15 protein-coding genes and 1 pseudogene are annotated in these 13,458 nt (G+C 61.4%); 6 read left to right on the forward strand and 10 right to left on the reverse strand.

The genetic code is table 11. The features are described 5' to 3' along the window. Positions 1-26: 26 nt before the first annotated feature. Positions 27-1,013 carry a DnaJ C-terminal domain-containing protein gene (locus tag KBY97_RS14180; protein ID WP_255147908.1) on the reverse strand — a complete coding sequence of 329 codons (987 nt, stop codon included), beginning with the start codon at positions 1,011-1,013 and terminating at the stop codon, positions 27-29. A 148-nt stretch (positions 1,014-1,161) separates the two neighbouring features. Here KBY97_RS14180 and KBY97_RS14185 point away from each other — a divergent pair, with 148 nt between their 5' ends. Further along, positions 1,162-1,617: a hypothetical protein gene (locus KBY97_RS14185; protein ID WP_255147910.1), complete on the forward strand. Its 456-nt coding sequence runs from the start codon at positions 1,162-1,164 to the stop codon at positions 1,615-1,617. Here the strand turns inward: KBY97_RS14185 and KBY97_RS14190 are convergent. Together KBY97_RS14190 and KBY97_RS14195 are read right to left on the reverse strand one after the other, a co-directional pair. Continuing rightward, complete coding sequence (locus tag KBY97_RS14190; RefSeq protein ID WP_255147912.1) at positions 1,595-2,266, reverse strand: GAP family protein; 672 nt, start codon at positions 2,264-2,266, stop codon at positions 1,595-1,597. The two genes, KBY97_RS14185 and KBY97_RS14190, sit on opposite strands and share 23 nt — an antisense overlap. Before the next feature lie 29 nt (positions 2,267-2,295). Continuing rightward, the gene (locus tag KBY97_RS14195; protein WP_255147914.1) at positions 2,296-2,814 is read right to left on the reverse strand and encodes a hypothetical protein; all 519 of its coding nucleotides are present in this window, start codon (positions 2,812-2,814) and stop codon (positions 2,296-2,298) included. Positions 2,815-2,940: 126 nt separating this feature from the next. Between KBY97_RS14195 and KBY97_RS14200 the strand changes: the two genes are divergently transcribed. Further along, complete coding sequence (locus KBY97_RS14200; protein WP_255147916.1) at positions 2,941-3,150, forward strand: hypothetical protein; 210 nt, start codon at positions 2,941-2,943, stop codon at positions 3,148-3,150. A 19-nt stretch (positions 3,151-3,169) separates the two neighbouring features. On the opposite strand, the gene KBY97_RS14205 is transcribed toward KBY97_RS14200, so the two are convergent. The 7 genes from KBY97_RS14205 to KBY97_RS14240 form a co-directional block, all read right to left on the reverse strand. Continuing rightward, positions 3,170-3,889, reverse strand: a complete 720-nt coding sequence (locus KBY97_RS14205; RefSeq protein ID WP_255147917.1) for a M23 family metallopeptidase — start codon at positions 3,887-3,889, stop codon at positions 3,170-3,172. Positions 3,890-5,457: 1,568 nt separating this feature from the next. After that, a complete protein-coding gene (locus KBY97_RS14215) occupies positions 5,458-6,474 on the reverse strand; it encodes an FUSC family protein (RefSeq protein WP_255147919.1) in 1,017 nt (338 codons plus the stop codon). Beyond that, positions 6,471-7,055, reverse strand: coding sequence for a cysteine hydrolase family protein (locus KBY97_RS14220; RefSeq protein WP_255147921.1), 585 nt, complete (start codon positions 7,053-7,055; stop codon positions 6,471-6,473). The genes KBY97_RS14215 and KBY97_RS14220 overlap by 4 nt, the downstream gene beginning before the upstream one ends. A 467-nt stretch (positions 7,056-7,522) precedes the next feature. After that, the gene (locus KBY97_RS14225) at positions 7,523-7,927 is read right to left on the reverse strand and encodes a DDE-type integrase/transposase/recombinase (protein ID WP_255147923.1); all 405 of its coding nucleotides are present in this window, start codon (positions 7,925-7,927) and stop codon (positions 7,523-7,525) included. A 31-nt stretch (positions 7,928-7,958) separates the two neighbouring features. Continuing rightward, positions 7,959-8,375 (reverse strand): helix-turn-helix domain-containing protein, encoded by a 417-nt coding sequence (locus tag KBY97_RS14230; RefSeq protein WP_255147925.1) that lies wholly within the window; start codon positions 8,373-8,375, stop codon positions 7,959-7,961. 355 nt (positions 8,376-8,730) lie between these two features. Continuing rightward, complete coding sequence (locus KBY97_RS14235) at positions 8,731-10,101, reverse strand: cell wall metabolism sensor histidine kinase WalK (protein WP_255147927.1); 1,371 nt, start codon at positions 10,099-10,101, stop codon at positions 8,731-8,733. Continuing rightward, a complete protein-coding gene (locus tag KBY97_RS14240; RefSeq protein ID WP_255147928.1) occupies positions 10,098-10,820 on the reverse strand; it encodes a response regulator in 723 nt (240 codons plus the stop codon). The genes KBY97_RS14235 and KBY97_RS14240 overlap by 4 nt, the downstream gene beginning before the upstream one ends. Positions 10,821-11,293: 473 nt before the next feature. Between KBY97_RS14240 and KBY97_RS14245 the strand changes: the two genes are divergently transcribed. The 4 genes and pseudogenes from KBY97_RS14245 to KBY97_RS14260 form a co-directional block, all read left to right on the forward strand. After that, positions 11,294-12,157, forward strand: coding sequence for a sterol desaturase family protein (locus KBY97_RS14245; protein WP_255147929.1), 864 nt, complete (start codon positions 11,294-11,296; stop codon positions 12,155-12,157). A gap of 142 nt (positions 12,158-12,299) precedes the next feature. Continuing rightward, the gene (locus KBY97_RS14250) at positions 12,300-12,611 is read left to right on the forward strand and encodes an EF-hand domain-containing protein (RefSeq protein ID WP_255147931.1); all 312 of its coding nucleotides are present in this window, start codon (positions 12,300-12,302) and stop codon (positions 12,609-12,611) included. Positions 12,612-12,634: 23 nt separating this feature from the next. Beyond that, the gene (locus tag KBY97_RS14255) at positions 12,635-13,111 is read left to right on the forward strand and encodes a helix-turn-helix domain-containing protein (RefSeq protein WP_255147934.1); all 477 of its coding nucleotides are present in this window, start codon (positions 12,635-12,637) and stop codon (positions 13,109-13,111) included. A 124-nt stretch (positions 13,112-13,235) separates the two neighbouring features. After that, positions 13,236-13,458: pseudogene (locus tag KBY97_RS14260) on the forward strand (transposase); the annotation flags it as partial.

Consider the following 13,458-nt stretch of genomic DNA (forward strand, 5'->3'; position numbering starts at 1 on the left):
CCAAGGCGACACGGCAACGGCGAGGGTCAGAGAGCGGCGGCTTTGCGCCACTCCCGGCGTGGATCGGTGCTACGGGCATCGCGCAGCTGCTCAAGCAGCTCGCGCTCCTGCTGGCTGTAGGTGTCCGGCAGGGCGAGGGTGAGGGTGAGCAACAGGTCGCCGCGGCCATCCTTCAGCGGCCAGCCCTTGCCTTTTAAACGCAGGCTGCGCCCCAGGGCCACGCCTGGCGGCACCTGCACGGTGGCGTCGCCATCGGGGGTGACGACCCGGATCTCGCCGCCAAGGGCAAGCTCATCAAGGCTGAGCGGTAGATCCCCCCGCAGCTGATCCCCTTCCAGCTTCCAGACCGGATGCTCCTGCAGGGTGAGGTTGAGGTAGAGATCGCCGCGCCGGCCGGTGCCGGGCTGGAGGTTGCCCTTGCCCTTCAGCCGCAGGCGACTGCCGTTCTTCACGCCAGCGGGGACGCGCACCTGAACCCGTTCTTCGTTGACGGCCAAGGTGCGCTCGCAGCCGCGCAAGGCATCGGAAAAGGTGATCGTGATGGTGGCTTCCGCATCCAGCTGGACGCCACTGGCACGGCCGGTGCCGGGGGTGAAGCCGCCGCCGAAGCCGGCCGGGAAGCCGCCGGAGAAGCCGAATCCGCCGGGTGCTCCGGCGAAGCCGCCCGCGCCGGCCGGACCGCCGAAGCGACCGAGCAGGTCGTTGATGAAGTCGTCGAAGTTGCCATAACGGCTGAAATCCACGTCGACGCCTGGGGCGCCGCCGCCGCCACCGCCCATCTGGCTCCAGTACTGGCCGAACTGCTCGTACTTGCGGCGCTTGTCGGGATCGGAGAGCACCTCGTAGGCCTCGCTGAGCTCCTTGAAGCGCGCCTCCGCTGCTGCGTCACCGGGATTCACATCCGGGTGGTGCTGGCGGGCCAGCTTGCGGAAGGAGCGCTTGATCGCGTCCGCATCGGCTCCGCGCTCGAGGCCAAGCACCTTGTAGTAATCGCGATAGCCGTTGGCGCTCATCGAGGCAGGCTCACCGGCACGTCAGCAAGAACGTTCAATGGCTCCATTTTCCCAGCCGGAGCGGCGAGGCGGAAGGCCGACAGAGGGCGGAAGCCCGAACGCCGCCGGCGGCCCATGCCTACGCTGCAGGTCGTGATTGGCGCCGCCGATGCCTCTGCTCGCCCTGGTTCTCGCCGTTGGCTCCTTTGGCGCCCCCGGGGGGCTGTCGGGCCCAGCGGCGCTGGCGGCGGCACCGGGTGTAGCCACCGGCTCCAGGCCGGCAGCCACAACCACCGGCACCCTCGGCGAAGCCCTCCAGCCCTCCAACGCTGAGCAGCTGGCCCTTGTCGACTTCCTGATCCAGCAGGGAGCCGTGTTCTACGGCGCCTGGTGGTGCCCCTATTGCTTTGAGCAGAAGAACCTGTTCGGCATTGAGGCGGGCCGCCGCCTCCCCTACGTGGAATGCGACAAGGACGACGCGGGGCGGCAGCGCTGCAGCAGCGCCGCCGTGCGGGCCTACCCCACCTGGACGCTCAAAGGTGAGCGGCGTGAAGGGCTGCAGACCCTTGAGCAGCTCAAGGTGTGGAGCGGCTTCCGCAGCCCTACAGCCTTGCCAGCCCGTTGATGGTGAGCAGAGCCGCGAACAGGAAGCAGAGCACGGCGCTCACCTGGCGCTGATGGCTGTTCAGCCAACGCCCAACGCGCTCAAGCATCTGCTCACCGCGGCGGCCGCTGGCCAGCACCAGGCACGGCGGCAACAGGGCAGGCAACAGCGTAAAGCCCACCAGCAACGCCGACAGGCCAACGCGGTCAGCGGCGCCGAGTGAGCTACGGGCGAGATCCTGCACCGCGGGGAGAAACAGCGCCAGGGAACTGAGGTTGGCCGCCATCGCCCCCAGGCCGAGCCGAAACGCCGACCACGGCGACGCGGCCCTGACGGATGAAGGGGGCGGTGGCGCCACCGCCAGGCCAGGCGCTGCCCGCAGCAGATTCGCCGCGCCCAGCGACACCAGCAACGCCGCCACGGCCAGATGCAGCGTGGCCGCCACCGGATCCGGCCCGGTGGCCCGGGGCGGCAACAGGTCGCCGGCGGCCAGGCCAAGCCCCAGCCACACCAGGGTGATCACGGCAGTGCCCAGCAGAAACGCCCAGGCCCGCGCCAACCCCCGGGCAGGCGCCAGCAACTGCCGCACCTGCAGCACCAACACCAGCGGACTCATGGCCGCACCTGCCGCCAGGGGCAGCACCGCCGCCAGCACGGCTCCGGCAGGCAAGGTTGGGAACGCGGCAGTCGTCATGGCGCTCAGGTCGCCTGGCCGGCCTGTGGTGGGGGCGGGGACGACGGTGGGGCCACCGGAGGCAGGAGCAGGCTGTTCAGACCGATCAGCAGAAACGAGAGAGCACCGACCCCGGCCAGGATCTGCAGCGGCAGCGGCATGCCCGTGCGCTCCGGCAGAGCGTCATCATCCGCCACCGGCGCAAGGCCGGCAGCGCCGGCCAGGAGGGCCGCCCTGGGGGACAAGACCGTGGGCCTGCCGCCTGCGACGAGATCCTGCACCAGGGGATGGAAGCGCGGCTCAAACCACCGGCGAAACACCCCATAGCTGCGGTCCTGGGGCCAGAGGCGCTGCACAGGGCACCACACCGACAGTTCCGTTTCAAAGATCACGGCGTGGGCGCGGCGCAGCAACGCTTCCGCCTCGGCATCGGTGGCATAGGAGGGGAGCAGATACAACCCGGCTTCGCGCGCGGCGGCTCCCGGCAGCTCAAGGCCGAGCCCGAGGGCCCAGTCGAGCAGGGGCTGGCGCGGCACAACGCTCACAGCGCATCGGTTCAAGGCAGGCATGGCCCTCCCCAGGATGGCGGCACCCAGCGTGCCACTAGCCGGCCCCCGCTGCTGCCACCGGCACCGGGCTGCGCCATGCTCAGGTCACAACCTTGCGCCACCATGGGACTGCTCACCCTGTTGATCGCCGCTCTGTTGATGGGCGGTCTCTGGTGGACGCGCATGGGCGCCCCCGCCAACCCCACAGGTGGCGCCCCAGCCAGCCCGACAGCGGTGGACGCCAGTTTGCGCCGCGCCGAAGAAGCGGTGCACCAGCAGAGCCAGCTGGGGAAGCAACGGGAAGACGACACCATGAAACCGCTGCAGCCGTAAGAACCAGGGGGGGCAGGGATCAGCGGTTTGCAGCCGCCGCGCCAGCCAGCAGCGGTTGCGCGATCACCGGCCACGGATCCATCGCCACGGTGCGGCCGCCCAGCTGGCGCCGCAGCTCGAAGTGCAGGTGGGGCGTGGTGGCCCTGCCGGTCTGGCCCACCCGGCCGATGCGTTCACCGCTGTTCACGCGCTGCCCCGGCACCACGGCCACATCCAGAAGGTGCGCATAGAGCGTGAGCCAGCCATCGCCGTGATCGATCACCACCGTGAGGCCATACCCACTCACGTCATCCACCAGCCTGGTGGTGCCGGGCAGAGCCGCCAGCACGGCCGATTCGGCGGGCACGATCAGATCCACACCGGCATGCATTCGCCAGCGACCACGCGTCTCGGAATAGCGCCAGCCGTAGGGGTCGAGCTCGGTGGCCGGCACCGCCAGGGGGTAGGCCAGCACGAGCGTGTCCCCCAGCGGCAGCAATGGCAATGGAGGCGGTGGTGGTGGCAGCGGCAGAGTGCCGGTGGCGAGCGGCAGCGGCTCCGGGTTGGACAGAGGATTGGGCTGAGGGTTGGCCTGGAGCACGGCCAGCAGGCGCTCTGGCAACACCTCGTTGGCGCCCAGATCCGCCACCGGCGTTTCGGCGGGAACCTCAAGGGGCCGCGGCGGCAGACCGCTCTCGTAGGCGACCACGGCACCGCAGGTCACCCAGGTCAGGCAACACAGCGCCAGCAACAACGCCAAGGCGTTGCTTCCTCCTGCTGCGGCGCGCCTCCTGCCGAGCCAGATGCCGCGCCAGTCGCCGTCCCTCCACCCAGGCCGCTGCCGGCCGTGGCGCATGCGTGGGTCAGCCGCCCGTTCCATTTCCGCGAAACCAATCGAGCCGGCTCAACGTATCGGCGCTGATCGGCTTGCCAAGGGGGCGGTGACGCTACAGCGATGTTCTGAACTTCGCCGGGGAAGCGGGGCGAGAAGGACAGGAGCCGGATGCTGATCATCGACCTCCATGAGGGTTTCACCAGCAGCGGCGTGGTCAGACCTGGGGGAAGGATGAAGGCATCCGCTCAAGCCATTGTCTGCCCTTCAGGGCTGCGCGCCTGAATCCAACCCTGCAACGGTGCTGGCCTTGAGCAACGGGCTTGGGACCACAACCAAGTCCCCGGCTTCCAGAACAAGCGACTGGATGACTCGCATGACGACGCAACGCTCTACAGGTGCAATTTCCTGCATCATCAGATAGGATTCTAGATCTAGACGCATGCACAAGCAGTTCATCTTCTGTTGTCACACGAACGGCTCGAGCCCTTGACCCACTGACGCGAGTCGCCTGTTCGAATCGATCTTCACTACCAATACCAGATGCAGCACAGCAATCCCGCTGCACTTTGATCCGAAGCCCTATCCACCGTTCCACTTTGCACTGAGTTGCAAGCCAGATGGCGCGAGGTGTGTCTGGAGGAAAACTATGTGCCACTGGTTGATTTACCGGAGATGTGCCTACAAGATCATGTGATCGGAAGCACGGGGAGGCACATCAATTACGAGATCACCATTGATGGGCGCACAAGAAGCTATGCCGTGGCCATGGGGGAATCGCTGATCATCCCGGCCCAGCAGGCTTTCACGATAAGGGTTGATCATGCTCATACTTCGAGGGCGTTGCATCTCTCCCCGAGCCTGTTTTCGCGAAATGCCTTGGAGCTCTGGGATGCCGATGATTACGAGCTCATTGAAAGTCATCAGGAGATCAGCCTGGCCCGCTTCCTGTGGAGATACTGCCATGTAAGGCCACACAGCTCTTTGGGAGGCAAAACTCCCAATGCGGTCTATACTGAGGCCGAACCTTGTAACTCCCGTCCGGGGTTAACGATGTCAGGGGCCCAGGCTGTCCAATAAAAGGCACCCACCTCACAACCCCCGCCGCCGGGTGGTGTGGTGAGTGTTAGCAAAGCGGTTGGCTCTTTGGTGGCTTAAGCCGGCCCTGTTGCTTCTCGAAGAAGTTGACAGGTTAAGCATCGGCACTCATGATCAGCCCCCCCAATTGCGCTGCCATCACTTTGACGTCATGGGCAATGCGATTCCACCAAGCTTGTGGGTGGCAGCTGAGATGCATGGAGTTGATGGGCTTCTCAATTCCTAAGCCCATGAGTCTAATAAGTATGACAAGTAGACACTATGATTCTGAGAATGCAGGCTTTGTGCATTCATTGTTGATTCGGGCTCACTGGCTTCTTTCTTTCTTCAAGCCCTAGAGCGCCTTTGCTGATCCTACTGTCTCCTTTCTTGATGCAGCTACGACACAGGGGGCGTGATCACTCGTGGTTGCGGAAACGGGGGCACGCTTCTGCCACGTGCACAGCAATCACCCCGATGAAACCACCCAACACGACATTGGTAACACGTTCGTCAGCGACCTCATACGAGCCTCCTGCCACCATCGCGGCAAAGGCGGTCAGGGCACAACGCATTGTAAAGGCAAGAAGATAACTTTCAAATGACACGAGCGTGAGCAAAATGGCGGCGCTTGCGACCGGATAAAGCCAGCCAAAGCGAGGAACGACAGCTCCGAGCAAAAGGCCTAATGGACAACCCACCAGCACGCCGAAAATGCGGTTTCGAATTTTGGTTCTAGCTTGGTGAGCATCAATAGCGATCACACTGAGCGCAGACCAGATCACCCATTGACCATGCTCGATCTGTTGGCTGCCAACAAGAGAGGTGGCCACCAGGACACTGGCGAACGCAGCCAAGGCCTGATTTTTCCAATGAGAATTCCCTTCACCAAGTCCGGCGGCCAACTCGGAGAACGTACGTGCGCGCTGAAGGGCAAGTGGTGCGTGGCTCAGTTTCTCGACAGCAAACACCACCAATGGTGCGCAAGCAGCCAGGAATAAAATGCCGGGCAACGCCGCCATGCGCGCATCCCAATCTCTTTGCGCGCCCAGTTCGCAGGCCAAGTAGACCGAGGGAATGAAGATCCAATTGCCAAAGGATCGCAACTTCGCCGCCACCCCAGAAAGCGCGATGACTCCTAAAGCCGCCGCACCGCATAGCAGGGCAAACAACGCGTGACTGCCGATGCCCGCATACAGGACAAGGAAGAGTGTGAGCCCAAGCAAGAAATGGAGGAACATCATTCGTGGCCCAAGGCCTAGGCCGTCGGTGGCAATAAAGAGGCCGCCACCCAGGAGGGCGAGCGTGAGGGCTTCACGCCAGCCGGTGCAGGCGTACAGGAGTCCGTATGGCAGGAAAACGAGCAGGCAGCGAAGAGCAGGAGCCGGACGTAGCTCGGTGCGCAGCCAGTGAGCGGGGCGGGCGATCAGGTTCATTTACTAGGAAGGTATGCTTCAAGGTCAGTGCTGAGGAGGAGTTTGCCAAAAAGACGGCAATGTTCCATCGCTTGTTGATGGGTCGCTTCATCTATGGCCGCGCAGGCGTCTTCGATCACACTGACTTCGAAGTCGAGATCGTGGGCATCCCTTACCGCCGATTCCACTGCGACAGCGGAGCTGATTCCGCAGATAACCACCCGCTGAATGGCATCATCGCGCAGGTGTGTTTCGAGAGGGGTGCGGGCGAAGCAGCTGACGCGGGATTTGATCACTTCCAGATCGAAATGCGGATCACCGAGCAATGCATGCCATGAGGTTCCCCATGCGCCAAGTCGCAAGGCACTTGTACCGCGGAGACGCCGGAACAGGGGAGAGGAAACCGGCATCTCTTCATCGGAATGAAACCCCACTCGCACACCGACCCTTAACCAACCCAAGCGGCCTGCTTCCCGGAGGGCAGTGGCGGCGTTGTGTAGGGTGCCCCGGGCTTCAGCGTGAGCCGCCGAGGCCGCGATGAGACCGCAGGGATCGGCAATGTCGTTGATGAAATCAATGGCGATGAGGGCAGTATTGGTCATGGCAAAACGCAAAGCTGATGAAGCGAAAGTGCTCCAGCCGATAGTACGATGAGTTCCGTGTTTACAAGACGGAATCATTGCGGGGGGCGCCGCATCGGTGACCGACGTCAAAACCGAGCGAAGCGTGAAGTATGGGGGAAATCACTATGTTACTCAGCTTTTATCGACTGCAAAGTGCTTTGAATCTCCTCCAAGCTTTTGGCGGTGCCGATCAATTCAAAGTCATCAAGCTGACCACCTTGGACTCCATCCATTAGATTAGTTGTGCTTTCCCACCAGGTTGTTCATTCCAGCAGCTGAGCAAGCCGCTGCTGAGGGGTGAGGTCACCCAGGACCATGTGGCACCTGCGGCCGTTATAGATCCGCAAGTAAGCCAGCAGCAGCTCGTTGCGAGCCGCAGAGGTTCCGTAGGGCATCACGTAGGCCCACTCTTCCAGCAGTGTCTACTGCTTCGCAGAAGCCTGCGGCTAGATGAACCGCTCGGCCTTGCCATTGATCATGGGGGTGTAAGGCCTGGTCTTCTTCACCTTCAATCCCATGGCCTGAGCGGCTTTTCGCCAACCGTGAGATTTGTAGGCAGAGCCGTTGTCGCTCAGCACCCGTCTGCACTCAATGCCCTGTCCGTTGAACCAGGCCACCGCACGGCTCAGGAAACCCACCGGGGTCGGCCCCTCCTCGTCGGCCAGGACCTCGACATAGGACAGGCGTGTGGCGTCATCCACAGTTAAATGGACCTTCTCGTAGCCAGCGCCCGGGGAGCTTCCTTTGCGTGGATCACCGGTGATCCGGTGCCCAACACGGTTGAACCGGGCCAGCTGTTTGATGTCGACATGGATCATGTCGCCCGGTTGCTCCCACTTGTATCGCTGCACCGGCGGTCACTGCTTCGCAGAAGCGCTAGCGCTAGGGATCCAGGTTCCGCAGTCGGTTCAGGCCCAGGCGCCGCATCGCCCTGGCCAGGGTGCTGATCGGCACCAGCAGCAGCCGGGCGATCCTCCTGAGCGTGCAGCGCTGGTGTCTGAGCTCCACGGCCTGCTGCAGTTGCTGCGGATCGAGCGTCCGCCGCTGAGTGCGGCGAACGCTTCGACGATCCGCCAGTGCCGCCAAACCGCCTGAACGGAATCGTGCCAGCCACTTGCGGGCGGTGCGCTCACTGATCCCGTGGTCTGCGGCCAGCTGAGCAAGGTTCCTGTCCTCGTCGAGATGCTGCCGGATCAGGCGTTCCCGACCGATCGGTGTCAGGCGGGCATTGTGGGGTGTGTATGCATGGGGTGTGAGGTCTTGGGCTGTTGGGTCGCACCACAACCCTGTCGACCTCACACCCCTTTCTCAGCCGGAACAACCTGGTGGCACGAAACAGCTAGGTCCTCACCTCTAGGAATAACAATGGGCCCAGTCCAGTAAATCCAGGCCACCTCGGCAGGACCTGGTTGAGGAGCTGCTCAGCGGTGCGCAGCTTGGGGAGGATCTCATCAGGCGTGTGGCTCTTGCATTTCATAGGGCTTCTCCTGCCAAAGTCAGACCGGTAGGGAAGTTCTCATGAGGACTGGTTGAGTATTCGGGCTACACGTCAAGTCCAGTGGGTTGAAGGCAGGCGAAATCTGAGCCAGATGAAGCGAGGTGCTGGAGTGCCATGGGCGTGCTGGCAGCTGATGGCGCCCGACCACCATGTGCATCAAGCCCGATCAGCCCGGAACTGCGGCAGATCCACGGTGATCCTTGCACCGCCATCAGGTCCGTCCGAAATCGTGAAGTGCCCATGGTGACGGGTAAGGAGGTTACTGACAATGGCGAGTCCAAGCCCTGAGCCGCCGGTCGTTCGCGCCCGCGAACGCTCAAGCCGTACGAACGGCTCGCGAACCCACTCACGCATCTCCGCTGGAATGCCGGGCCCGCAGTCATCAATGGTCACGACGACCCGATCAAAAGGCTTCCTGGCCACACCGATCCGCGCCTGGTGACCGTGCTTAATCGCGTTGTCGATCAGGTTTGCAAATACCCGACGCAGGGCGAGGCGGTTCCCAAGGACGTAGAGCCGAGGCGACTGGCCGTCCTCGACCACGTCGAGAGTGACGCACTGATCCAGTCGAGCGTCAAGTTCCAGGCCAAGCAATGCGTTGATGTCGACCAGTTCGAGCACATCATCCGTCGCTGTCTCGGTACCTTGGGTGGCGAGCAGAGCATCATCCAGAAGGCGAACCATGTCGTCGAGGTCCGAGATGGCATGGTCCAAACTGAGGGAGGTCGGCGCGTTCTCCAATCGCAGGCGTACCTTGGTGGCAAATGTCCTGACATCGTGCTGGAGGCCGCCGACAAGGGCAAGGCGCGACTTCAACAGCCGCGACAGCCGCTCCTGTTGCCGGTTGAAGGCTCCAACGAGGGCGCGGATTTCAGGCGCCGATGATCTGACTTCCCGGATCGGATGGGGGTCTGCATTAAGATCAACGCTGTCGACGGCACGCGCCAGCTCTTCCAGCGGGCGGATCTGACGCAAAAGGAACACCAGCATCAGCGTTGCGAAGATCGTACCCAACAGCCCAGCGCCAAAGCCAAGGGGTAATCCGAGATTGGTCACCGGAAACAGCTGCCGGGATCGCAGAACAAGCAGCGTGTTGCGGTGCAATGTGGTGCTCAGAACGAGTCTCGCATCGGCGCTGCGCAAGAGCAGTGGGATGCCGCCCATCGGCCTCCTTGGTCGCCAGACATCCAGCCCGATGGCACGGGTCGGCATCGCGGCTCGGTAGGAATCTTCTAGGTCTCTCAGTGGCCGGTCTTGCAGTGCCGCAAGGCTGAGCGCGTGCCCCGGATGGGGTTCGAGCGTGACTTCGAGGTAGGGAGTCGACAGCGCCGGCAGGATCCTCGCCCGAGCCTCGTCGGAGAGCCCGTCGAGGAGATCAGCCATCGCCGCCACCTTGGCCGGAGAGGGGATCGTTGCCTGCGCGTTGATGTGCGACCGCCGCAACACATAGGCCGCGGCAATCACGGAAATTGTGAGCAGTGTGACCACAATGGTCAAGCCAATGCGAACAACAAGTGAGGTTTTCATTCCGGCACGACCTGCACCGTTGGCGTGAACAGATAGCCATGACTTCGGATCGTGGCGATGAGTCGTTCGTTATCGCTGGCCACTTCGATCTTTTTCCGCAGCCGCGACACCAAGGTATCGATGGACCGATCAAATGGATCCCCACGGCGTTGATGGACCTTGTCGAGAAGCAGATCCCTCGAAAGCACACGCTGGGGTGATTGGACGAAGCAGACAAGCAAATCAAATTCAGCGCTGGTCAGTGCAATTTCACGTCCTGATGGATCCGATAGACGTCGCGCATTCACATTGACAGTGTATTGATTGAACTGGAGGACCTCCTGGGGCGGGTTGCGACCCGCCGTCGGCCCGCCACGGCGCAACACGGATCGAATCCGGGCCGCCAGTTCCCGTTTTGAGAACGGCTTCGTCACATAGTCGTCGGCACCAAGTTCGAGTCCGACGATGCGATCGACTTCGGCACTTCTGGCCGTAAGCATAATCACGGGAATGGACGAGGCCGAGCGCAGTCGCCGACAGATCGACAGGCCGTCCTCACCGGGGAGCATCAGATCGAGGACGATGAGGTCGGGTCGCTCGAGCGCGATAGCGGCGTCCATGCTTCCCGCATCGGGAACGCCCCTGGCATGAAACCCCTCCTCGGTCAGGACGCCGATGAGGAGCCCTCGGATGTCGTCATCATCATCGACGACAAGGATCTTGGTTCGCTGTGCGCCCATACCCATGCTCGTCAAGGTGCTCCATCTGTAGCCGCTCGGCAGGCGTTGGTGTGGCTCATGCACAAACTGACAAGGTCTGACCACAAATGTCCTCAAAACGAATCAGGACGGAAAAACCACAGTCAAGTAGGCCCCTTACCTTTTTTGTGTGGCAACCAACGGGTTGCTCCTGTCCTCCAGCAACACCCACGTCATTCCCATGAAAAGGATGATCACGTCCGGTGCCTTGAGCGGCATCCTCGCCATCGCCATGGACATGGGCGGCCTTGCCAAGTCGCGCCCTGGCCGCCTCGCAGGTCCGTGCTTCGGATCGCAATCCGCAGCCACAAGCTGCGTTGACGGCCCAACGGCGACGCGGATGAGACGGGCCTCCGGGGTCATGGCGGTGGCAACGATGCCACGCCAGCCAGTGCCTCACTGGCCACCGCTGGCCAGCCACGCCTGAGACCACACCGCACCACCAGGAAAACCCCATGTTTGATCCCAGTCCGATTACGGCCGCCCGCACTGAGTTGGGGCCACTGTTACTCGCCTTCTTCGTCGCGCTCATGGCACTGGAGTACACCGCCAGCCGCCTCGCCCGTGTCGACACCCATGACATCGATGAAACCGCAGCTTCCTTCGTCATCGCATTCGGCCACCAGATCATCCGGACGATGGAGGCCGCGATCGTCTCGGTGCCCCTCTTTCTGGCCTACAACCATCGGCTTTTCGACATTGATTTGTCATCGCCACTGGCCTGGATAACATTCTTTGTGATCATGGAGTTTGTCTATTATTGGCATCACCGCGCCTCCCACCATGTGCGCTGGTTGTGGGCGACGCACGCAGTTCACCACTCCTCCACCCGGATAAATCTGACAGCTGGCATTCGGCTTGGATGGACAGCGGGATTGTCAGGTCACTTTCTCTTTTATGTCCCGCTGGCTCTTATGGGGTTCCACCCGATCGCCATTGTGATCATTCTTGGACTAAGCCTTGGCTACCAGTTCTTCATCCATTCCGAGTTGTTGCCTCGCCTTGGGTTCCTTGAATGGATCTTGAACAGTCCGGCCCATCACCGGCTTCACCATGCTTGCAACGAATCCTGCCTCGACAAGAATTTTGGTGGAACACTGATTGTTTTTGACCGGCTCTTCGGCACCTTTACGGAGCAGCCAGCCAATGAAACGCTCCACTACGGACTTGCCGGCCAAGCCAGAAGTAACAATCCTTTCAAGATCGTTTTTGGGGAGTGGGTGTCCATGCTCGCTGAGTTCAGAGATTCAAAGTCCGGCTGGAAGCAGCGGCTTTCCATCCTGTTTGGACCTCCAGGTGCTGGACAACATTCCGCGTAATCGTGTGAGATCGAATGGAGAACCATCATCGATGCGTCTGTCTTCATCAGCTGCATTGTTACGGCAGCCTACGATCATTCTCCATCGGCTTCATGCCGGCATCCAATGACCAACATCACCCAATCCAATGGGAGTTACAACCGTGAACACCAAACAGTCTTTCTCCACCCGTCTTGCATTGGCAACTGCGCTGTGGATTGCGCTCGCATTGCCGGCAACAGCCACATCCCAGCGCGCCCAAGCCCAGGCAAATTTCCTCAAGGCTGACGCGAATCAGGACAACCAGCTCGATTACGCTGAATTCAAGACCTTCGTCAATCTCAACGCAGACCAAGGCCTTGGCCGGGCGCCCAGGATTCGACGCTTCGGCATGTATGGCCGGGCCTTCAATATAGCCGATGAGAACGGTGATGGCGTCGTTTCGAAACAGGAAATTGAGGCCCAATCACAGTAGTGAAAGACCCTCTGATTCAGCACATGCGAGCTGCGCTGCGCACCGAGCTGAAAACCAACTCCGGTGGTTGCCATATCTATGCGCAAACTATGGGCAATGCACTGGCGGTCCATCTGCTCAGCCGCTACTCAACGCGCACAAAGCCATTCAAGCCTTTCACTGGCGGACTCTCACCGCGCGACCTGAAGCATGTGGTTGAATTCATCGGCGATAATCTTAACCAGGAGCTAAATTTGGCAGATCTTGCCAATACGGTGCAACTTAGTCAGTATCACTTTGCTCACGCTTTTAAGCAATCCATGGGTATCAGCCCCCATCAGTATGTGATCCAGCGACGAATCACACGCGCCATGCTCCTACTGAAACAAGCAACGATTTCTATCCATGCGATCTCAAGGGCTTGTGGCTTTTCAAGCCCCAGCCACTTTTCGAAGAGTTTCCGAAAAAGAGCTGGCCTTTCCCCAAGCCAGTTCCGCAGGGGCTACTTTCATAAGATTTAGGTCGTTCATTGTGCTCTCTTCACTTAAAAGCAACCTCGCCAACGGCATCCTCCTAGGGAGACTCTGGAAAAGTCAGCCTATTCACGGGACAATGGCCTTGTGATCGCAGGTAAGGACTGGGTTCATGGGTGGAAAGCAGCTTGGATTCGGGGACTACGAGCAGTCCACAGCCAAAAAGCGCACCAAACGTGAGCGTTTTCTCTCTGAGATGGAGGCGGTTTTGTGCCCTGGAAGGCGCTCATCGATCTGATCGAGCCCTACTACCCGAAAACCAGCTCCAAGGGCGGCCGTCCGGCCTATCCGCTTGCCACCATGCTGCGTATCCACCTGATGCAGCAGTGGTACTC

Origin of the sequence: Synechococcus sp. ATX 2A4, assembly GCF_024346375.1 — a bacterium.
In the GTDB taxonomy this organism is placed as follows: Bacteria; Cyanobacteriota; Cyanobacteriia; order PCC-6307; family Cyanobiaceae; genus MW101C3.